Origin of the sequence: Corynebacterium glyciniphilum AJ 3170 (assembly GCF_000626675.1) — a bacterium.
Taxonomy (GTDB): Bacteria; Actinomycetota; Actinomycetes; order Mycobacteriales; family Mycobacteriaceae; genus Corynebacterium; species Corynebacterium glyciniphilum.
In genome coordinates this window covers 416,084-437,673 of the sequence record NZ_CP006842.1, presented here as the reverse complement: position 1 = coordinate 437,673, position 21,590 = coordinate 416,084, and the positions used below count along the sequence as shown (strand labels likewise).

19 protein-coding genes are annotated in these 21,590 nt (G+C 66.8%); 8 read left to right on the top strand and 11 right to left on the bottom strand.

Annotated features, from left to right (window positions below):
- Positions 1-19 precede the first annotated feature (19 nt).
- Positions 20-1,393: a DUF3100 domain-containing protein gene (locus CGLY_RS02025; protein ID WP_038545702.1), complete on the bottom strand. Its 1,374-nt coding sequence runs from the start codon at positions 1,391-1,393 to the stop codon at positions 20-22.
- 195 nt (positions 1,394-1,588) lie between these two features.
- Positions 1,589-2,596 (bottom strand): Lrp/AsnC family transcriptional regulator, encoded by a 1,008-nt coding sequence (locus CGLY_RS02020; RefSeq protein ID WP_038545699.1) that lies wholly within the window; start codon positions 2,594-2,596, stop codon positions 1,589-1,591.
- A gap of 128 nt (positions 2,597-2,724) precedes the next feature.
- Between CGLY_RS02020 and CGLY_RS02015 the strand changes: the two genes are divergently transcribed.
- Together CGLY_RS02015 and CGLY_RS02010 are read left to right on the top strand one after the other, a co-directional pair.
- On the top strand, positions 2,725-3,942 hold the full coding sequence (locus CGLY_RS02015; RefSeq protein WP_038545696.1) for a M20 family metallopeptidase: 1,218 nt from the start codon (positions 2,725-2,727) through the stop codon (positions 3,940-3,942).
- Positions 3,943-3,944: 2 nt separating this feature from the next.
- Positions 3,945-5,306 carry an L-serine ammonia-lyase gene (locus tag CGLY_RS02010; RefSeq protein WP_038545693.1) on the top strand — a complete coding sequence of 454 codons (1,362 nt, stop codon included), beginning with the start codon at positions 3,945-3,947 and terminating at the stop codon, positions 5,304-5,306.
- Here CGLY_RS02010 and CGLY_RS02005 read toward each other — a convergent pair.
- Positions 5,287-6,762: a PepSY-associated TM helix domain-containing protein gene (locus CGLY_RS02005; RefSeq protein ID WP_407080818.1), complete on the bottom strand. Its 1,476-nt coding sequence runs from the start codon at positions 6,760-6,762 to the stop codon at positions 5,287-5,289. The two genes, CGLY_RS02010 and CGLY_RS02005, sit on opposite strands and share 20 nt — an antisense overlap.
- A gap of 194 nt (positions 6,763-6,956) precedes the next feature.
- On the opposite strand from CGLY_RS02005, the gene CGLY_RS02000 reads away from it, so the two are divergent.
- The 3 genes from CGLY_RS02000 (at position 6,957) to CGLY_RS16605 (ending at position 9,377) form a co-directional block, all read left to right on the top strand.
- Complete coding sequence (locus CGLY_RS02000; protein ID WP_052539489.1) at positions 6,957-7,529, top strand: copper chaperone PCu(A)C; 573 nt, start codon at positions 6,957-6,959, stop codon at positions 7,527-7,529.
- Positions 7,516-8,733 carry a Dyp-type peroxidase gene (locus CGLY_RS01995; RefSeq protein ID WP_052539487.1) on the top strand — a complete coding sequence of 406 codons (1,218 nt, stop codon included), beginning with the start codon at positions 7,516-7,518 and terminating at the stop codon, positions 8,731-8,733. Before CGLY_RS02000 ends, CGLY_RS01995 begins: the two co-directional genes overlap by 14 nt.
- A gap of 287 nt (positions 8,734-9,020) precedes the next feature.
- On the top strand, positions 9,021-9,377 hold the full coding sequence (locus tag CGLY_RS16605) for a hypothetical protein (RefSeq protein ID WP_144313615.1): 357 nt from the start codon (positions 9,021-9,023) through the stop codon (positions 9,375-9,377).
- A gap of 4 nt (positions 9,378-9,381) precedes the next feature.
- On the opposite strand, the gene CGLY_RS17515 is transcribed toward CGLY_RS16605, so the two are convergent.
- The 6 genes from CGLY_RS17515 to CGLY_RS16600 all read right to left on the bottom strand — a co-directional run bounded on the left by CGLY_RS17515 (position 9,382) and on the right by CGLY_RS16600 (position 15,002).
- A complete protein-coding gene (locus CGLY_RS17515; RefSeq protein ID WP_227590343.1) occupies positions 9,382-9,552 on the bottom strand; it encodes a hypothetical protein in 171 nt (56 codons plus the stop codon).
- Positions 9,549-10,007, bottom strand: coding sequence for a hypothetical protein (locus CGLY_RS01985; protein WP_227590342.1), 459 nt, complete (start codon positions 10,005-10,007; stop codon positions 9,549-9,551). Before CGLY_RS01985 ends, CGLY_RS17515 begins: the two co-directional genes overlap by 4 nt.
- 47 nt (positions 10,008-10,054) lie before the next feature.
- Positions 10,055-11,674, bottom strand: a complete 1,620-nt coding sequence (locus CGLY_RS01980) for an ABC-F family ATP-binding cassette domain-containing protein (protein WP_038545686.1) — start codon at positions 11,672-11,674, stop codon at positions 10,055-10,057.
- 204 nt (positions 11,675-11,878) lie between these two features.
- Positions 11,879-13,504, bottom strand: coding sequence for an ABC transporter permease (locus tag CGLY_RS01975; RefSeq protein WP_038545683.1), 1,626 nt, complete (start codon positions 13,502-13,504; stop codon positions 11,879-11,881).
- Positions 13,501-14,421, bottom strand: coding sequence for an ABC transporter ATP-binding protein (locus CGLY_RS01970; protein ID WP_038545680.1), 921 nt, complete (start codon positions 14,419-14,421; stop codon positions 13,501-13,503). Before CGLY_RS01970 ends, CGLY_RS01975 begins: the two co-directional genes overlap by 4 nt.
- Complete coding sequence (locus tag CGLY_RS16600; protein WP_052539483.1) at positions 14,418-15,002, bottom strand: TetR/AcrR family transcriptional regulator; 585 nt, start codon at positions 15,000-15,002, stop codon at positions 14,418-14,420. The genes CGLY_RS01970 and CGLY_RS16600 overlap by 4 nt, the downstream gene beginning before the upstream one ends.
- Before the next feature lie 102 nt (positions 15,003-15,104).
- On the opposite strand from CGLY_RS16600, the gene CGLY_RS01960 reads away from it, so the two are divergent.
- Complete coding sequence (locus CGLY_RS01960) at positions 15,105-16,493, top strand: YibE/F family protein (protein ID WP_227590341.1); 1,389 nt, start codon at positions 15,105-15,107, stop codon at positions 16,491-16,493.
- Between the two features lie 90 nt (positions 16,494-16,583).
- Here the strand turns inward: CGLY_RS01960 and CGLY_RS01955 are convergent, their stop codons facing one another.
- Positions 16,584-17,627: an ABC transporter substrate-binding protein gene (locus CGLY_RS01955; RefSeq protein ID WP_227590340.1), complete on the bottom strand. Its 1,044-nt coding sequence runs from the start codon at positions 17,625-17,627 to the stop codon at positions 16,584-16,586.
- 71 nt (positions 17,628-17,698) lie between these two features.
- On the bottom strand, positions 17,699-18,298 hold the full coding sequence (locus CGLY_RS01950) for a TetR/AcrR family transcriptional regulator (RefSeq protein WP_038545674.1): 600 nt from the start codon (positions 18,296-18,298) through the stop codon (positions 17,699-17,701).
- 48 nt (positions 18,299-18,346) lie between these two features.
- On the opposite strand from CGLY_RS01950, the gene CGLY_RS01945 reads away from it, so the two are divergent.
- Complete coding sequence (locus CGLY_RS01945; RefSeq protein WP_038545671.1) at positions 18,347-19,963, top strand: ATP-binding cassette domain-containing protein; 1,617 nt, start codon at positions 18,347-18,349, stop codon at positions 19,961-19,963.
- A complete protein-coding gene (locus tag CGLY_RS01940; RefSeq protein ID WP_038545668.1) occupies positions 19,960-21,555 on the top strand; it encodes an ATP-binding cassette domain-containing protein in 1,596 nt (531 codons plus the stop codon). The genes CGLY_RS01945 and CGLY_RS01940 overlap by 4 nt, the downstream gene beginning before the upstream one ends.
- Positions 21,556-21,590 lie beyond the last annotated feature (35 nt).

The following is a 21,590-nucleotide window of genomic DNA, read 5'->3' as shown; positions in this document are numbered from 1 at the left end:
AGGAGTGTGAGATCGTCCTCTACCCGATGATCTGCAGCACGCCCTCGGCGATGACGGTCGATGCCAGGTAGGTCGAGACGATCACCACGATCCCGACCGGGATGATCTTCCACCCGATCTGCCGGAGCAGCGGGATGTCCTTGCCGATACTGAGACCGGCCACCGAGAGCATCATGGTGATCACCGCCAGGAAGTCCACGCTCTCTGACACCTGCAGCAGCCACGACGACACCGGCGATGCCGGGATCGTCAGCAGCGTACCCACGGTGATCACCACGATGATCGCCGGTGCCTTCCCCTTCGTGATCCTGGCGATACCGATGCCGACGGCAGTCAACACGCTCATCGCAAGGAACGTGAGAATCATGTTCCACGAGAAGCTCCCGGCGAGCACAGCAGAGACAACCACGCCTGCGATGCTGATGACCGACAGTGACATCCACAGCGGCAGCCTCACCAGCGGCGCATCCGTGACGGCAGAGGCCAGGTCCCCCGACGTCTTCAGGATCTTATGTGCACCTGCGGCCTTCACCTCGTCTTTCGCACTCTGACGGCGGGTGAGGAACCGGTAGAAACGGTCAGCCAGCGGCAGCGCTACCCAGATCCCCAGGTAGGCCCCGGCGATCGAGGCGATGAGATTCGCCGTCGTGCTGAGCGCGAGAATCTGGTCAGCGAACTCCGGGTGTGCCGCCGTCACCGACGCCGACCCTGCGGCCATCATCGACCCCGAGCCCACACCGGCACCCATCGCCAGCGCACGCCAGTCGAAGATCCCCAGAGACGACGCCAACGACGCGATGAGGCTGATGATCACGGCCCCGAACACCGAACCGAAGATATACATCGACAGCACGCCCCGGTACTGCTGCGAATTCGTCCCGAACCGCTCAGTGACCATGGCGAAAGCACCCTCTCGGTCGATCGAGAACGTGGCCCCCACAGTGGCGGAACCCATACGCAGCATCACCGCCAACGGCAGTGCGAGGCAGATCGGGCCGATGATATTGCCGATCTCCTGCAGCAGGAGAGCCGGTCCGGCGTCCAACAGGAACGGGATATTCGGCCCCAGGGTGAAGGACAGTCGGGCGACGAGCACCAGCACCGCGACGCTCATGATCGCATTCGCCACATGTTGGAGGTCCAGCGGAAGCGGCCGGATCCGCTGCGTCGAGATCGCCACCCCCATCGCCAATGCCCAGATCATCGGGAGCAGGGATAAGGCGGCGAACCCCAGGGAGATCTCTCTGGGTCCGATGAACTGGGCAATCGCCGCGATCACGACGATCAGGCCAGCCAACACCCAGAGGCCACGACTACGGAGTGTCGGGGCGATGATACGTGGTGGTCTGGGCTCACTCGTGGCGGCCTGGACCTCCAGAGGCTTGTTACTCATGTCAGGTTCTCTTCTCGTGGTGAGTTCACCGGTCAGTCGGCGCCCGGAGGGGTGTCATCCCGAGGTCGTCACGTGCCGCCTTCCCGTCCCCGGTGCGGGGATGGCGCGAAAGTACGTGACCCAACCCACAAACACGCGCAGATGCAGGAAATGACGACGAGAATCCGGAGTTCGCAGGATCTGACATATAGCCGGTCAGGGCATCGGAATCGTCCTTCCCGTCGCGTCGCTGTTGTCGTCGAGGACATGCCCGAGATGCTTCAACGACCGCAGCACCACAGACCGGTCAACGATCCGCACTCCCGGTAGACGCTCCTCAAGAACCGCTTCGAGCTTGTTCACGTCCAACAGTGAGCGGAGCCACGCCGCCATGATCACGTTGTACTCACCCGTCGCCGTGACCACGAGACGGGCTTCATCGATCTTGCTGAGCAACGGCCCGACCCTCGACACCTTGTCCGCCGGCACCTGGAGGAAGTACCACACCGACACCGGCCACGGCGTCCGCGACCGTGCAACGTCCACGCGGACGTTGTAGCGGTCCGTTGCCGTCATCACAGCCACGACCTCACGTGCCTTACGCGCAGTGATCCCTGCCGAATCCGCCACCTCCGCAGACGAGGCCCTCCCGTCCACAGCCAGCGCCTCACGGACCTTCTCCATTTCGTCAGGCGTCAGTCGCGGCATTGCCGCACCGGCGCTGCCAGACGCGGTGCGCCCGGTGATCGCCGCCACCTCATCGCGGGAGAGCGCGCGCAGGCGCCACTCGCGGGCATCAGCGACGACCTGGGAGACCAGGTGCGTCCGCACACGACGCACCCCGTCCAGTTCCTGAATGTGTTCAAGGGTCCAGTGCGCCAACGCCGAGGTATCCGGAGTCAGCAGACTGAGCATGATGTCACGGGCACCGGCGGTGAGGTCGATCGTGAACGCTCCACGCTCCTCCACCAGCGCCTCCGCCACCTGCAGGGTCCGTCCTGGCCGACACTCGATTTCGATGAGGGAGAACACCGCGTCGGGATCCCACCCGTAACCGGTGACGTAGACCGCGCCCTGCCGACGGAGATGCGACCACCGACGGGCGAGGGTGACCGGGTCCGCGCCTACGATGGGCGCCAATGCCGCCCACGCTGCACGCGGAGCCACCTGAACGGCGTGAACTAGCCGTTCATCCAGGGCATCCAGTGTCATTTCCTGCGTCATTTGACCATTTTCCGTCGATTTCCTGCCCTACGGCCGTCAGGTTCCAGCACCTCACTACCTTATGCTCACACTACGCTTGACGTGCGCGCCCACCACGGTGACCACTACCCCACTTTCAAGGAGCCCGAATGACTGATCTCACCACCCTCACCACCGCGACCGACGCCGTCACCGAACGTATCGACAACCACCGCGACCGCCTGCTCGAGATCAGCCACACGATCCACGCCAACCCCGAACTCGCCTTCAATGAACACGACTCCGCCAACCTGGTCGCCGAGGAACTGCGCGCCGCCGGTTTCGACGTCACCGTCGGCGTCTACGGCCTGAACACCGCGATCGAAGCCACCTACGGCAGCGGAGACTTCGTCGTCACCGTCTGCGCCGAATACGACGCCCTCCCCGGCATCGGCCACGCCTGCGGACACAACATCATCGCCACCGCCGGGCTGGGCGCCGCCCTGGGACTCGCCGAGATCGCCGACGCCGCCGGTATCCGCGTCAAACTCCTCGGCACCCCGGCTGAGGAACACGGCGGCGGCAAAGTGCTCATGCTGCGGGAAGGAGCCTGGGAGGACGCAACGATCTCCCTCATGGTCCACGGCGGGCCCGGCGTCACCGACGCCCGGTGCGGTGACTTCACCAGCCAGGCCGTCGACCGCTTCAAGGTCACCTACACCGGCACTCCGGCCCATGCCGCCGCGGCACCACAGAACGGCGTCAACGCCCTCGACGCTGCGACGGTCGCCCTGACATCCATAGGACTGCTGCGCCAGCAACTGGACAACTCGGTGCGTGTCGCCGGTGTCGTTACCGACGGCGGCGACGTCACCAACATCATCCCCGACCACACCGAAATCGACGCCGAAGTCCGCGCCTTCGACATGGACATCCTCGAGGACGCCAAGCGCCGCGTGATGAACTGCTTCGAGGCCGGTGCGCTGGCCTCCGGCTGCTCCTGGTCAGTCGTGGAGACTGAGCCCCGCTATGCCAGCCTCGTGCAGGACCCGACCCTCGCCGACGCCTGGAACACGGCACTGACCGACCTGGGTCGCGACGTCACCGCACAGCCGGGCAGCTCCGGCGGTTCCACCGACATGGGCAATGTGTCCCAGGTCGTCCCGTCCATCCACCCGATGATCGCGCTCCTCGGCACTGATGCCCCGCCGCACACCACCGGTTTCGCGGCAGCGGCAGCTACGCCGGCCGGAGACGACGCCGCCATTGTCTCGGCGAAGGGTCTCGCCCTCGCCGCAGCCACCGTCGCCCTCACCCCGGAGACCCGCGGTGAGCTGCTCGCCCGCCAGGCTGCACGTCCCGTCGGGGCCACCACGGTAGAATCCTGACAATGACGTCAACGACGGTGTACGTCTCCGCGCTCGACCTGTTCTCCATCGGCATCGGGCCGTCCTCGTCCCACACGGTCGGGCCGATGCGTGCCGGCGCCGACTTCGCTTGCCGGGCCGCTGACCTCACCGGCGTCGCCCGGGTCAGCGTCCAGCTCTACGGGTCGTTGTCCGCCACCGGACGCGGACACGGCACCCCGGACGCCGTGGTCGCCGGGCTCCGCGGCGCCCAGCCGGAGACGTGCGACCCCGATGACGTCCGTGGCGCATGGTCGGAGCACCCCGACACCCCCACGGACCTACAGCTCGACGGTCGAACCCCTGTCCTCTTCAGCCGCGACGACGTGGTCTTCAACCCCGCCTCCCGCGACCTCCGCCACCCGAACACCATGGTGCTGCAGGCGTGGGGAGACGGCGGAGGAACACCCCTCCTGGAAGAGACGTACCTTTCCGTCGGCGGCGGCTTCATCGAACGCGTCGGAGACGACCGTGAGCACGCTGCTCCTGCCGCCGAGGACGGTCCCGGGTTCAGCAACGCCGCAGAACTCCTCGCCCTGTGTACCGACGGACGTACTGTCGCCGACGTCGCCTGGGCCGCCGAATGTGCCCGACGCTCCCCTGACGACGTTACCGCCGGCATTGACGCCGTCTGGGCTGCGATGCGCACCTGCGTCGACGCCGGTCTGCACGCCGACGGCGTCCTTCCCGGGCGCCTCCACGTCCGACGCCGCGCCGCCGCGATGCGCCGACGCCTGGAGGACGACCCCACGTCGGCCATCGACGAATGGCTGCACGTCTACGCCCTCGCCGTCAACGAGGAAAACGCCGGTGGGGGACGAGTCGTCACCGCCCCCACCAACGGTGCCGCGGGCATCATTCCCGCCGTGCTGCACTACTGGTGGAAGACGACTCCCGACGCCACCGACCGCGACGTGCGGACCTTCCTGCTCACCGCCGCCGCGGTGGGTTCACTGATCAAGGCCAACGCCTCCATCTCCGGCGCCGAGGGTGGTTGCCAGGCGGAGGTCGGCTCGGCCTGTGCCATGGCCGCCGCCGGGTTCTGCGCGGTCCGCGGCGGCACCGCCGCACAGGTGGAGAATGCCGCCGAGATCGCTGTCGAACATCACCTCGGCCTGACCTGCGACCCCATCGGGGGCCTGGTCCAGATCCCGTGTATCGAGCGCAACGCCGTCGCCGCGTCCACCGCGGTCACCGCCGCGCGCCTCGCGCTGGCCGGCGACGGCTCGCACGTCGTCTCGCTCGATGCGGTCATTCAGACGATGCGCGAGACCGGTGCCGACATGAACGACAAGTACAAGGAGACCAGCCGCGGCGGCCTCGCCGTCAACGTCGTGGAGTGCTGAGTGGAGTGCTGAACCTGCGACGTGCCGCGTCCCAGAGCGTGCTGCCCACGACGAACGCCAGGCAGGTGATCCCGAACAGCGGCGCGACGATGCCGTAGACGACCAGCGCTGTGACGAGGACCAGCGTTCCGGCCGTCGGCCGTGACCACGGTGCCCTCCGCGGCGGACCAGCGAGGCCTCCGGCCGGCCGGCGTGTCCACCACATCATGTACCCCCAGCAGACCATCGCGATGATCGCCGCCGCCAACAGGCCGAGCACCAACTGGTTCGGCAGGCCGAAGAGGGTGCCCATGTGCAGCTGGATAAGCCAACTCGTGGCCTTCGCCGCCAGTGGCCAGTCCGCGAAGTCAAGCCGATCAGTGACCGTGCCTGTGGACCAGTCGATCGCCACCGCGTCATTCGACAGCCGGTAGGCGACACGGTCCTCCGACGCCGTCCACGCCTGCCCCTCCACGGTCGGGGGTGTGATCGTCACCGGGGTGCGCAGTTCCGCTTCCGCCGTCGTCGCGACACGGTCGATCGACCCCGAGTTCAGCCCGCTGACCCGGACACCCGCCGGCATCGCATGGTCGCCGTGCCCAGCGTGGCCGGCATGCGCACCGGCAGCACCGGACGGAGTCACCTCCTGTGCCCCCGGCAGTGAAGCTGCCACCGACGGCGTCCCCCAGTTCAGCTTCTCACGCACGTCCCCGATAGTGCCGCCGGCCACCGATGACCAGGTCAGTCCGGTGACGGTCAGGAAGATCATGCCCGCGACAACGAGCGTCCCTGTTGCCCCGTGCAGGCGCATCGTCCGCGTCCTGCCACGGCCTCCGGTACGCAGCATGGACCTGATCCTCGAGGGCTTTGGTGACCCTGCCTGACCCTTCCGCTGCCGCTGCCACCACATCACGACGCCACCGACCGCAAGAACCCCCAGCCAACTCGCAGCAGTCTCGGAGTACAGCCGCCCCGGCTCACCGAGCCACGCCGTGCGGTGGCCCTCTGCGATCCACTGTCGCAGCGGCAATGAACCGGAACTGCCGTACTGGGTGGTGTCCCCCTTCACCTCTCCTGTCCACGGGTCCAGGAACACCGCCTGCACGGTGGACTCCGGCAGGTCAGGGTCGCTGAACAGCACACGGGTTGTCTCCCCGTCGCCGCCGATCCTCACCCCGGCCAGGGTCAGGTCAGGATGCTCGCTCTGGGCAGTGGCAACCAGGTCACTGACCGGAAGCCTGTCTGTGCCGTCTGTGCCAGCGGGGGCCGTGGCAGTGAGCATCGAGTGGTTCGTCACCTGCTCCACCGTCGGCGCGAACGCGTAAAGCAGGCCGGTCACGGCGGCGATGAGGATCAGGGGCGCGCACACCACCCCCGCGAAAAAATGGAGCCGTTTGAGCAGGCGGTTCTGCTGCCGGTCATCGGCACGCGGCGAGCGTGGAGGAGTCGGGGACGCTGGGGACGCTGTCGTCGTCACGGTGCTGGTCACGATGGAGTTGTCGGATCGTAGGCCCGGCGGGTTCCTGACCGTCCCCACGCGGGGGTGTCGCCATATGCCCCCTTCCACCCCCGGACGTGATCCCGATGACGTACCGGAACTCTTCTGACGATAGAACCGACTAGTAGGTTGACCAGTAATTCAGACTCGTTCGTGACCTCCAGGAGTGCTCGATGACCGACACCATGAAGCGCCGCCTCACCGCCGCCGCCCTCGCCTCCGTCCTCGCCCTCGGCCTCACCGCCTGCGGCAGTGACAGCGATAGCGACAGTGGCAGCAGCGACGCAGCATCCGCCACCACGCAGGCCGGCCAGACCAATGACGCCATCACCTTCTCCGAGGGTTATGTTGGCGCCAAGGACACCGAGACCTCCATGACCGCGGTCTTCGGCGAGCTGACCAACTCCACCGACGAGGACATCCACCTCACCCGCGTCACCGGTGATCTCGACGGCGTCTACCAGTTCCATGAGACTGTCGACGGCATCATGAAAGAGACCGACGACGGCCTCGTCGTCCCCGCCAACGGCAGCGTCGCCATGGAACCGGGTGGCACCCACATCATGATCATGGAGAACCACGACGAGATCGCCGCCGGCGACGCACTCACTCTCACCCTCACCGCCGAGGACGGCACCACCTACGAGATCAGCGACATCCCCGTCCGTGTGCAACAGTCCGCCCACGAGGATTACGGCACCGGTGACGACACCGACGGTGAGCACGACGAGCATGCCGGGCACTGAGTCACACACCGTGTCGCGGGGCCTGACGCGTCGGGGTTTCCTCGGCGGGCTCGGCACTCTCGGTGTCCTCGGTGCCGCCGCCGTCACCACATCCTGTTCCGAGGGACAGGACGACGCCGCCACTACTGAACGGGAGACAGCCGCCGTTCCCTTCGACGGTGACCACCAGGCCGGCATCGCCACCCCACCCCAGTCGCACAACACCACCGTCGCCTTCTCACTGCGCGACGGTGCCGACCGCAGAGCCGTCCAGCGTCTGCTCCGCATCTGGACCGGGGACGCCCGACGCCTCTGCGCCGGCACGCCCGTGCTGGCCGACCTGGAGCCCGAGCTCGCGTCGAACCCCGGTAACCTCACCGTGACGTGTGGTTTCGGCCGGGGGCTCTACACCGCCGCCGGGATCGCCGACAAAGCCCCCGCCTGGCTGAGGCCGCTGCCTCACTTCACCGGTGACCGGCTCGACGACTCCTGGGGCGACCGCGATATCGTCCTGCAGATCTGCGGCGACGACCGCACGACAGTCTCCCACGCCCTGCGCGTCCTCGTCCGCGGCGGTGCCGACTACGCCCGACCGTCCTGGAGCCAGACGGGTTTCCTCGACGTGCAGAACGGCACACCGCGCAACCTCTTCGGCTTCAAGGACGGCACCGTCAACCCGCACTCGGAGAAGGAGTTCGACACCCAGGTCTGGAACGACGACGGCGGGACCTGCATGATCGTGCGACGCGTCGCCTTCGACATGCCTGAATGGGAGTCCGTCGACCGCGGCACGCGGGAGGTCGCGATGGGACGCACCATCGTCGAAGGCGCACCGCTGAGTGGGGGCGACGAGTTCACCGACGTCGACGTGAACAAGATCGGCGACGACGGACTCCCCCTCATCGACGCCCACTCCCACGTCGCCCTGGCGACGTCGCACAACGGCGACGCTGAACGCATGCTGCGGCGTGCCTACAACTATGACCTCCCCGTCACCGCCGGACCGGCCGGCCTGCAGGACGCCGAGCTGATCGACCTCTCCGACACCGGCCTGATCTTCACCTGCTTCCAGCGCGACCCGGACACGTCCTTCATCCCGGTCCAGAAGCGACTCGCCGACGGTGACCGGTTGAACGAGTGGATCACCCACGTCGGTTCGGCGGTGTTCCACGTCCCGGCAGGGACGTCCGGGGACAGCTACTGGGGCGAGGACCTGCTGGGGTGACGGATGTGGTCTCACCAGGTGGATCACGGCTGACGGTGCGTGACACTTTTCGGCTTTCGGTGGCGGCAGGAGCCGGATTCTGTTACCCACTCTCCGGGACTTGACTGTCGCCGCGGCACACCGGGGAACTTTTCCCCTGAAACAGGATGACCTACTGTTCTTTCATGCGACACAGGATATACACAGCCCTCGTCTGTCTCCCGGCCGTCTCCTTCGTCCTCGCGGGATGTTCAGATGACGGCGATTCATCTGCCACAACCGCCACGAGCGTGACAACGGCGTCCAGCGTGTCCAGCACAACCACCACGCCGGATGATCCCCCCGAGCCGAATCCGACGCAGGGCGAGGTCGCACCGGAACCTGCGCCACAACCCGAACCGGAACCGGTCAACCCAGAGGCCGAGACCATCCAGCCTGAGCCACTCCAGGTCACGGGACCTCAGCTCGGTGACCAGTGCATCGGTGCAGATATCGGGCGCACAGCAGTCGCAGCAGACGGTACCGCCATCATGTGCGACAACTATGTCTGGCAGCTCAACCAGGGACAGACGCCGAGCCACCCGTGGGTGGACGGCCAACGCGAGTGGGCAGAATGCCTCGAGGGCTACACCACCGAAGAATGCCGGGAGATGTTGAACCCCTGAGCACTCACATCAGGAAGATGAAGCATCCCACTGTGGCAATGATCATCGCCGCCATGAACAGCAGCGTCACCACGTCCGCGGTGGACGAACCAGGGATCTCCTGCTGGTCAGGCTGTTCTTCCGCTGCTCCCATGTTCTCCGGGACCTCAGGTGCCTCTGACTCGGGTTTCATCACGCCACCAATCCGACGAACTCGTAGGCGAGGGTCCCGATGAGGATCAGGAACACGACCGCCATGAACCATGTGTACATCCACTTGCCCGGATGGTCGGTGCGCCAGAAGCGACGCATGCTCACCGTCCCGTTCACCAGCGCCAACAGGCACAGAGTGATACTCAGCGGAGTCGCGACCATACCGGCGACGCTGACGACAGGGATCAGGATCGGCACCAGCAGGTAGGTGATCGTGCACCGCACGGCGGAGAACACGATCGCCCAGCGGAACGCCCGGTGTGCGCCGGCCACCGCCTCCATGTCGATCCGGTCGACTTCCTTGACACGGAGCAACCGGAGCATGAACCGGTCCGCACGCGATACCTGCTTCGCCGACCGAGCAACCTCTGCCGACTGCCCCGGTGCTGACCGGGCGCTTTCGACCCCGGCTGCCGGAGCATGGCTGATTGTGGACATGGACCCAGGTTAGCGTCTCGGTTCGCCCGGGTCATATCAGACCGTTTTCAGCGCAGGGCCAGCACCGGCCACCCAGAGAGGTCCCGCAGCATCTGCCGGTCATGGGTGACCACCACGACGGCAGCCTCCGTCGCCCGCAACGCCGCCGTCATCTCGTCAACCAGCGTGGCGGACAGATGGTTCGTCGGCTCGTCGAGAATGAGGAGGTGAGGACGCGTCGCCACGCAGAGCGCGAGATGGAGACGGCGTTGCTGTCCCTGCGACAGCCGGTCAACCGGAGTGGACCGCGCCGTCCGGTCAAGTAGGCCGAGCGTCGACAGTGCCGGTCCGTCCGTCCCTGCGACGCGCTCGTACACCTCGGCGGCACGAGTGTGCTGCTCCGCGTACTCCGACCACTGCGGTTCATGCTGGTTCAGGACGCTGATCCGCGCTCCGTCGTGGATGTGGCACCGCCCCGTCGTCGGCTCCACCCGTTCTCGTAGGACGTCGACGAGGGTGGACTTTCCGGCCCCGTTCGGGCCGGTGAGGACGAGCCGGTCCCCGCCGGACAATCCGAAAGTCACCGGACCTGCCAAACGCCCGTCCACGGACACGTCCTCGCAGGTCAACAGCATTCGACCTGGAGCGACAGAGCTCTCCGGCCAACGTAGCCGCAACGGTGGTTCGGGGACGTCGACGGCATGACTGGCCAGGGCGTCCTGTCTGCGGTGCAGAGCTTGGACAGTGCCGGCCGCACGGGTGGCACGACCGTGCTTGTTGTGGCCCTTCTCTGGCCGCCACCCGGTGCTCAGTCTGCCGCGGGCCTCATCGACAGAGGCCTCGAGGCGAACGTGTTCAGCAACCTGGGCCGTGTACTCCTGCTCCCAGCGTTCCCGGTCCGCGCGGCGGCGGGACACCCACTCGTCGTAGGTTCCCGTGGTCATCCGGGGTGTGCCGTCGGAGGTCGGGTCGAGATCAAGGAACGTGCCCTGCCCGTCGGCAGTGAGGTCACGAAGCAGGGCGCGGTCGTGGGTCACCACCACCAACGGTCCGCGGCGTTCCAGCAGACGGGAGGTGAGAAAGCTCAGCGCACCGGCATCGAGGTGGTTGGTGGGCTCATCGAGCAGCAGGCTGCCGTCGCGGCCGAGGGCGCAGGCCAGTCGCACGCGGTAACGCTGCCCGTGGGACAGGGTGTGCAGTACGCGGCTGCGGTCGGTGCAGGCGTCCAGTCCGGCCAGGGCGACGTCGACGCGCCGCGCCGCATCCCAGGCGTCGAGACTGTTCGCGCGGTCGAGGGCACGGGTGAAGGCCTGCTCGGCGGCAGCCACACCGTCGGCGCCCTCGGCGAGGGCGGCAGTGTCGAGGTCGGCGAGAGCGCGGTCGGCCTCGGCGGTGGCGTCGGCGATCAGGTCGCCGACGGTGTGGCCGGGGTCGTCGTGCATGGCCTGCCGCACGAGGGTAACGGTGCCGGCGCGGGTCACACTGCCCACGTCCGGCTCACGCAACCCGGCGAGCGTGTGCAGCAGGGTGGTCTTGCCGACACCGTTCTCGCCAACGATGACCAGGCGGTTCCCTGGTGAGACAGTGGCGGTGACGCCGGTGAGAATCGTCCGTCCGGCGATAGCTATACCGAGGTCAACGGCGCGAATGTGGGATTGTTGTTCTTCGGGGTTGGTCTGACGGGACATGTGTCCTTGTACTCCAGTGTCGTGGTCCGGAGCCGGGCAGCACAACATGCATCGCCCGGCGATGAATCATCGTCGGAGACGGCGGAAGAGAAGTCAGTCAGATGCCAGGAGTCCCCACCGCCGTCAGCGGTGGCCCCAGATCCTGGCGATCGAGAATCCCATGTCAGTCATGGCGTTCACCGTAGCAGGTGGTGTCAGGTGGTGTCAGGTCGTGGCCAGGTCACGATGTCGGAACGCCCAGGCACCCAACGCGGTGAACACCATGGCCAGTACCGCCAGAGCACCGACGGCACCCCAGGACAACGCTTCGGCGGGATACTGTCCGATATGCCGGAACACCGACGTGTCGAGGACGCCCTCAGGCACCTTGATCATCTCTCCGAAGAGCACGAGCAGCGTGGAGTACCCCAGGAGCGCCCACGCCAGCCCCACGAACCGTGGGAACGCTCCGTACAGCAGGACGCCGATGCCGAGCAGGACCCACACCGCCGGCACCTGCGCCACGTGCCCCACCAGGGTTCGTCCGACCAGACCGGCATCACCGAGGCCCGCGGCGGCACCGATCCCCTCCCCCACACCTGCAAGAGCGGACAACCACACCGCGCCGGCTGCTGTGACCCCGGTCCAGGACAACTGCCAGGAGCTCCTTGACACCGCGGTGGACAGTACCGTCTCGGTATGGAACCCCTGTTCCTGACTCCGCAGCGACTGCACGGACAACAGGGCGTACACCGCGATCATCACCGCGAAGTAGATGCCCATGAACCCGAGATAGCCGTCGACGATCCCCCTCTCCCCGCCGAGCACCTCCATAATCTCCGGTGGCATGGAGTCTGCGCCGTCTGCCATCGGCCCGGCGAAAGCGCCGAAGATGGCGCCGGCCACCAGCATCGCAACGGACCACCCCATCAGCGACGCCCGCTGAAGCCGGAATGCGAGGGCCACCGGACTGCCCAACCAGGATGCCGCGACCGCGGGGCCAGGACGGTCCGGTACGAGTCCCGCGGCCAGGTCCCGGCGCGACTGTAATGCCACGCCGATACCGGTCAGGACGACGGTGGCGCCGAGCGAGAACAGCAACGGCCACCACCGGTCGAGGGTGTAGGGCGCGGTCTGCTGCGACCATCCCAGCGGGGAGAGCCAGGACAACCAGGCAACCCCACTGTCGTGCCCCTGTTGCAACGCGGACATGTCCCCCAGCCCCCGGATGACGAAGGTGACCGCAAGCACGGCACCGGCCACCGATGACCCCACGCGGGAAAACGGCGACAGTTGTACAGTCACCGCTGCAATTCCGGTGAACACCAGACCGACCGCGCCGACGCTGGCGACGAACAACAGGTTCGCCGACGTCGGCCCCGGGTCCATCACGGAGAACTGGACGACAACCCACATGACCGCCGTCAGCAGGGCGGTCATGAGCGTGGACAGGAGCAGTGCTGCGACGAGCTGGGCATGCCGTCCGACCACGTTGGCGCGCAGCAATTCGGCCCGGCCTGTCTGCTCCTCAACCCGGGTGTGGCGGGACACGGTCGTCATTGTCATGAGTGCCGCGCCGATCATCAGATAAAGGCCGTACATTCCTGCGAACAGCCGCGGCAGGGTGATCTCGTTGAAGCCGTACCCTGGCCCACCGATCAGGCCCATCACCGGGGTGGTGGCCAGGGATGCCAGTCCCGCCAGGGATTCCTCGTCCGCCACCGCCCCCAGGGCGTTGGCGAAGTACGCTGTGAGCACCGCCATGCCGAGCACCCAGCCGGGGAGGCGGACGCGGTCACGGCGCAGCATGAGCCGCAGCAGCGTCCAGGTGCCGGTCAGTTCCGCCGTCATGACGCATCCCCGTAATGCCGCAGCAGCAGCTGCTCCAGTGTCGGCGGCGTGGCGGTGATCGTCCGGATACCGTGTGCGGCAAGCTCACCCATGATGCCGGGCAGGGCTGATGTGTCCGCAGCGAAGTGCACGTGTCCGCCACCGTCGACGGTCAGGTCGTGGATACCGTCGCGGTCGGCGAAGCCGTCCAGCGGCCGGTCGGTGCGGACGGAGACTGCGGTGCGCTGCAGGTGCCGGAGATCGTCCAGGGTCCCGGTCTCCACGTCGCGCCCCTCCCGGATGATCGAGATGCGGTCAGCCAGAGCCTCGACCTGGGCGAGAATGTGGCTGGACAGCAGGACGGTGCGCCCGTCATCGCGGACGGCTTCACGGATGCACTCCTGGAACTCCGCCTCCATCAGGGGGTCCAGGCCGGAGGTCGGTTCATCGAGCAGCAGCAGGTCAACGTCGGATGCCAGGGCGGAGATCAAGGCGACCTTCTGCCGGTTTCCTTTGGAGTAGGTGCGCCCTTTCTTCCGGGGATCGAGCTGGAAACGGTCGATGAGTTCATCGCGTCGTCGGGTGTCGACGGCACCGGTGCCACCGCGACCGCACCGCAGCCGTGCGAACAGGTCGATCGCCTCGCCTCCGGTGAGGTTCGGCCACAACTCGACGTCACCCGGAACATAGGCCAGACGTCGGTGCAGACTGACAGCGTCCTTCCAGGGGTCACCACCGAGCAGCCGAGCCCGGCCGTCGTCGTGCCGGAGGATCCCCAGGAGAATGCGGATCGCCGTGGACTTCCCCGCTCCGTTCGGTCCGAGAAACCCGTGGACTTCCCCTTGTCCCACCTGGAGGCTGAGGCCGTCGAGAGCGGTGACATGGCCGAACTTCTTGGTGACGCCGCGAAGATCGACAGCAGGCTCAGAGCTGGTCATGGTTTCTCCTCGATGAGTCCGTGCAGGTAGATGTCGAACAGTTGCGGCCCGAGCCGTGACAGGGTCTCCGGCATGTCCGCTGTGCCGAGAACCGTGCCGGCACGCTGGTGCAGCATGGCCGGTGCCAGACCCAGCAGTGCGACAGCACACGCCCTGGCACGTCGGTCCTCAGACGCCTCCCCGGCTTTTCCGCCCATCCTGCGGAAGGTGTACCCGGCGAAACCGTCATCAAGGATCTCCTCGACGGTGTCCACGTAGTGGTCGAAGAACCGTTGACCGTGTTCCGACGGGTCGACGAGCGAGGCCACGAGGTAGTCGACATACACGCGCATGCGCGGGTCGGCGAGCATGGTGGGCAGTGCCGCGGTCCCACGGTCAGCATTGGCCCTCTTCACCTCGGTGATCGCTGCGAAGACGTGGTTGTCGCACTCCTCACGCAACCCGTCGCGGGAACCGAAGTGGTGCAGCACGAGCCCCGGGGACACACCGGCGGCACGGGCGATGCCGCGCACGGTGGCGCCGGCGAATCCGTGGGCGGCGAATTCGACGACTGCGGCCTCAAGAATCTCGGTTGAACGCATGTTTAATATTGAACACTTGTTCAGCCCTGCGTGTCAACGGGCCGTCCCGGCTATCCTCAGGTGCGTCACCCCGCACCATCTCCGAGAGAAAGCAGCATTGCTTTGGGACGCCACCATGCCCCCGCGCCAGCACGGCAGAAGAAGGACGCGCCTGCCCCCGCGCCGTCCGACCCCCTCGCCGCAGCCGCCCAGCACGGGCACAGTCACGCCCACAGCCACGGCCCGTCCGACGACCGGCCGCTGGCGGAACGCATGCATCCGCGCAACCTCGACCCGCGCCGGATCACCTGGACGTTGCCGAGGTCGATCCTGTTCATCGCCCTGGTCGTCGGATTCATCGCAACCGCCGCGGCGGTTGTCCTGCAATGGCCACAGGGGGAGCCGGAGACCGGAGACAACTTCCACCAGACCTCCGGTCTCGCCCAGGAGGTGTCGTCCGGCACCGTCGCCCTGGAGACCACCGGGGCCTGCAACTCGCCGGCGATCGGGCGTTCCTTCGACACCTCACCACCTACCGGCCATCCCAGCGCCGCCGGCGGTGAAGACGCGTCGTGCCCGCAGGTCATCGTGGATATCACCTCCGGGCCGGAGGAGGGACGCCGCACACTGCTCGCGGTGACAGACTCCGACGGCTCGCCCGAGCTCCCCGTCGGCCAAGACATCCTGATGACCACCGGCACCTCCGAGGACGGCAGCCGTACCTACGGTTTCCAGGACTACGAACGCACCACGCCGGTGTGGGTGTGGCTGCTGCTGACCCTCGCGGCAATCGTTGTGGTCGGTGCGTGGCGCGGATTCCGGTCCATCCTCGGGCTCGCGGTCACACTCGGGATCTTCGCGGTGTTCCTGCTGCCTGCCCTGGCACGCGGTGGCGACCCGGTACTGCTGGCGGTCACGGCATGTTCCGCTGTGCTGTACCTGGCGCTGTTCCTGGTCCACGGCATGAACTGGAAGACAGCGTCCTCTCTCGGCGGCACCTTGGCGGCAATGCTGGTGGGCACCGCGCTGGCGTGGCTGGCGATCGACACGAACCAGCTGCGCGGCCTCGCCGACGAAAACAACATGCAGATCATGCTGTATCTCCCCGGCCTGTCGATCAGCGGGCTGCTGCTGGCCGGATTCATCATCGGTACCCTCGGCGTGCTCAATGATGTGACGGTGGCCCAGGCCTCGACCATCGCCGAGCTTCGCCAGCTGGATCCCACTGCGTCGAACCTGCGCCTGTTCGGCACGGCGATGCGGGTCGGCCGCGACCACCTGGCCTCCACCGTGTACACCCTGGTGCTGTCCTACGCCGGCGCTGCGCTGCCCCTGCTGGTACTGCTCAGCGTGTCCGGCCGGGATATCGGACACATCCTGACCTCGGACATCATGGCCACCGAGATCCTCCGCTCAGCGACGGGTTCCCTGGCATTGGTCGCCGCCGTACCCCTGACCACGGCCATCGCCGCGGTCACGACCTCGTCGGTGTGGCGACAGAAGACACAGTAGACCGTCCGGCTTTCAGCGCCCCCGACACGTTCCGGATTCCCGTGTCACCAGCACGTGCCTCGGTGATCGTCGGTGCGGCGGCATCAGATCCTAAGGAATGAGTTCCAGGCCGGGGCGAAGCTGATTCAGCAGCCAGGGCACCGCAACGACGTTCGGATCCTGCAGCGCCGTCGCCGTCTCCAGGTCGACCGGAGCATAGCGGGTCGACATGATGGGTTGCGCTGCGACAATCGGAGACTTCTCAAAAGCCTCCTGTGCCACCTCGGACTGGAAGGTCATGAAGAGCACGCCTGCGTCATTGAACATCGACGCCCGTTCGATACTGACGTCCACTGATCCCGGCACTGCCCCCGGACCGTCGAGGTCGGCGACAGCAGGCACTGCGACCAACCCCAGTTCCTGCATGAACCGGGCAGTAACATTGGCGTCGTCGACAAGCATCACGACAACTCCATCGCGGGCCTGACCGTAGAGGAAGGTTCCTCCATCGAGGCTCGGTAACTGCCGTCGAAGGTCAGCGACGGAGTCATCGGCCCTGCGTATGAGTTCTTCCGCGACGTCATCTTCTCCGAGAGCGGTGCCGACCCGCCGGGCCGACTCATCGTTGGACTCCCCGTAAAGCGTCTCCTCGTAGGTGACGACCGGTGCGATGTCGCTGAGCCGACTGTAGAGATCATCGTCAAGGCTGAACGCTGCCGTCGCCAGGATGACATCCGGTTCGGCGGCGGCAACCTCCTCCACACTGATCTCCATGGGGTTGATCCAGGTCGTGTCGTCGCCAAGCGGTTCGATGTAGGGCAGGTTCCTGTCCTGCGTAGCTTCCGTGGTCGCGCTGAAAGATTCGGGGGCGACCACGACATCGGCTCCGAGCGCGGACGCCAGCGCAACATCCGCATAACCGAGCGTTGCCACACGGTCCGGTTTCTCCGGGATGGTGACATCACCGTAGGCGGTGTCGAGTGTCACCGGGAATGCACCTCCGTCAACGGTGGACGTCCCTGCATCGTCCGAGGAGGTGCCCGTACACCCTGCCAGGAGCATCGTGGCGACCAGGACACCACCGAGAGTCCGGGAGCTGCTCCGGAACCTACGTGACGGCGGGACGGGGACGTGGGCGGATAGACATGATGACATGGCGAAAGCCTTTCTCGTGGGTGGGATGCAGGGGTGGGGCCGAGTTCGGAGAACGGGACCGGAGAGCGGAGTCAGAAGGCGGGGAGAAGTGCGGCGACACCGCGGAAGATCCGGCGGGGTGTCGCCGACCGGTCGAGATCGGACCAGCGCGGTGCAAGCGCCGCAACGGTGGGGAGAGCCGTGTCTGCCACATGGTTCGGAAGTGATCCGTCCGACGCCGTGGCCTGTGCATGCGTAATGGCCGCCTGGCCGAGAATCGCCGCGAACATCGTGCGGTAGAAGGCGAACGCCCCGTCATCGGTGAGCCCGGCATCTCTGCCGCAGGAGATCAGGCCGTCCGGGAAACGCAGTCCTGCAGGGCTGGCGAGGCGGCCAGATGAGATGAGTCGGCTCATCCACGGGTACTGGACGAGAACGCCATGCAGACACAGAGCGAGATCAACGGCGCGGTCCACCGGCCCCTCGGCCGGTTCAGGAAAACTGATCTCCTCCGAGACACGCTCGACAAGGGCGAGCAGTAGTTCGTCCCGGTCAGTGAAATGGCGGTACAACGCCATCGGGGTGACGCCGAGCCGTGCAGCCAGGGCACGCATGGACAAGGCACCCTCCCCTTCTTCGTCCAGGATCAGCATCGCCTCGTCCACGATCCGCGCTACATCCAGTTTACTCATTCTCTCCTCCAGGGTTGGCATACCTAAGTATACGCGTATACTAGCACCATGATTCGTCCCCGTCACCTCCTTGACCCGCACATACAACCGGTCCTGGCCCCGTCGACCGGCGCCCTGGCACTGAGCACCGCCAGCGCAGCACTCTCCGGCCTCACGGGTCTCGCCGCCATCTGGTGCATCGTGCAGGCCGTCGAGGACCCGTCGGCAGCATGGGTCATCCGAGCATGCGTGGCGTGGAGCTGCACCGCGTTCCTTACGGCCGCGTCCACCTGGGTGTCGCACAGCACCGAAGCCAGGTTCGAGGCCCGCCTACGCCGCCGGATAGCCGGGCACATACTGCGGATTCCCGCAGACCGGCTCAGCACCTGGCCCGAAGACCGGCTTCGACGGCTCGTCTCCGACGACGTCGCAGCACTGCACCACATGGTCGCCCATGCGCCAGCTGAGGTGGCGACACTCCTGGTCACCCCCTTGTGCGCGGCTCTGCTCCTGGTGGCACTCGCTGGCCCCGCCGCACTCTTCGCGTTAATTCCGGGTGTCGTCGCCGCGCTCACCTACCTGACAGTGATCCCGAGGCTGTCGGCGACGCACGGCGCAGAGCGTGTGCGGATCATGGGCGCCATCACCACTGCCGTGAACGACTACGCCCGAGGCATCCGTGTCTTCCGGAGCAACGGAGCAGTCGACGGCGCACGTGCCGACTACGCTGAAGCGACAGGGCGGTTCGCCACGAGTATGACAGCGTGGGTCCGACGAGCTGCGGTCCCGGCCGCGGTGGCCGTCGGCCTGTTACAGGCCCCGGCCAGCTATGCGGTCGCCTACGCCGTCGGAGCAGGCTGGGACACCTCCACCCTCGCCGCCGTCCTCCTGCTCAGCCTCGCACTGGTCACTCCAGCGCTCCGACTCGGGCATGGCCTCGACTACGTGACCGCGGGACGAACCGCCGCAGGCCGGATCGGAGAACTCCTCGCGGAGCCCACCCTCGACTCCGGTTCCAAGGTCGTCCGCAGTGACGACGGCAGCCCGGATCTTGTCGCCGCGCGCGTGTCCGCACGCCGCGGGGACCGGGTCGTCGTCTTCCCCACCACTTTCCGAGCGCCGTCCGGGGCGGTCACCGCGGTCACCGGCCCCAGCGGAGCGGGGAAGAGCACTCTCCTCCGGATGATCGCCGGGCTGGAGCACCCGGACGGAGGGACACTAGAGATCGGCGGAGTCCGGGTGGACGAGGTGTTGGAGCACGAACGGCCCCATACCGCCCTCCTGATCCCTCAGGGAGCGGACGTCCTCCCGAGCACGGTGCGCGACAACCTCTCGTTCACCGCCCCGGATCAGGTACCGGACCGCGCCCTGAACCGGGCCCTGAACCGGGCCCGGCTCGACATCCCCCTGGACGCCGACGCGGGCACGCTGTCAGGTGGCGAACGACAACGACTAGGTCTGGCGCGCGCATTCCTGTCCGACGCTCCGGTAATTCTGTTGGACGAACCGACCAGCGCACTGGACGCCGCTACCGCCAGAAGAGTGTGGTCCGAACTGGAGGACCTCGCCCACGGTGCAGGCAAAGCCGTCATTGTGGTCACCCATGACCCCGCCCTCGCGGGCCGGGCCGATCATCGGGTCACCCTTAACCCTCTCTCCCAGTCACAGGAAGAGCACACACGATGACAACCGAAGCTTCCCTTCCTGACGTGTCCCGGCGTCGACTCATCGCAACCGGCACCGGATGGGTGATCGCCGCCCTCGCCGAGGCCGCGGTGTACCTGGTGCTTGCACTATCCATCGCACACGACGCCCCTCCGTGGGCCGTTCTCGCCATGGCTACACTGTCACTGCTGGTCACGGTCCTGGTCTCGCGTGCGGGCTATCTAACGGGAGCACGTCTGGCGGGAGATCTCTACGCGCAGATCGGCCAGGCGCTGGCGCGGGCGAAACTGTCCTGGTTCACCGCAGCGCACCGGGCACTCATCACCGACGCCGCCGGACGTGGCGTCCCAATGATGATGGGGATCCCGGCCCACCACCTGCAGACCTTCATCATGGCTCCGCTCGTCCCGGTGGCGACGGTGATCGCCGTCGCTCTCGTAGGCGGAGCACACGTGGCGGCGCTGCTGGCTGTTCTGCTTGCGGCGGCACTCGGGGCCCAGTTCCTGGCGCAGCGTCTTCTGGCCGACGCTGACCGGCAGCGGCAGGAGTCTGAACACGCAGTCACCGAAGCCACCATTGAACTCGTCACCCATCGTGAACTGCTTCGGACCGCGGCGCCCGTCTCGCAGGTACTGGCCCGCGTAGAGCGCGTGTGGAGTTCGCAGGAAGCTGCGATGGCCCACACCAACCGGGTCGCCGCGCCCGCCACAGTGGTCTCAATCCTGGCGAGCGTGGCCCCACTCGCCGGGATCCTGTTCTACCTGCTGGGAAGCAACGGTTTCAATGACCCAGCCGCCGCGCTCGCTCTTCTTGTCCTCGCCGTACGAGCGGGCGCACCGTTAGACGACCTTGCGCTGGCGGGTGTCGCCGTCAGCGACATTCGTGCGAACACCTCCGCCTACCGCGCGGTGGTCTCGGCCCCTGGACTTCCGACGCCGCCGGACGGAACGGCGTTCATCCCGGATGGTCACCGCATGGAACTGGTGGGCGTGTCCGCACCACCTGCCCTGGGCCAGATGTCGGCGACAATCCCGGAGAACACCCGCGTCCACGTGTCCGGCCCCACCGGTGCAGGGAAAAGCACGTTACTCGGGCTGCTCATGCGTTTCGACGACCCCGCGACGGGAACGGTCCTTCTCGGTGGTGTCCCGCTCCCCTGTCTGGGCGAGGATGAGATCGCTTCCCGGATCGCCTATGTGCTCCAGGAACCGGTGGTGTTCACCGGTTCACTGGCGGACAATATCCGCCTGGGGCGCCCCGGATGCACTGAGGCCGACATCGTCGATGCTGCGCACGCCGCCGGTCTGGAGGATCTCCTGGCCAGCGACCCCCTGGGGATCCGTCAGGAGGTGGGCCCGCACGGTTCGGCACTGTCCGGTGGAGAACAGCAACGGGTGGCCTTGGCCCGCGCCATGGTGAAACGGGCTCCGGTACTGATCCTCGATGAGGCAACCTCAGCTCTCGACGAGAAGACCGAGCAACGTGTCGCCGAGGCGATCACTTCCCTGGCCCGCACCCTCGTCGTGGTGACTCACCGGAACCCCGGGATCTGGCGTCCGGACCACGTCATCGAGTTGCCGTCCCCGCGTGTCCGTCATCATCCCGGAGATTGACGTGCGGATAGGTGGGTTCGACCCCCCCTGCCCGC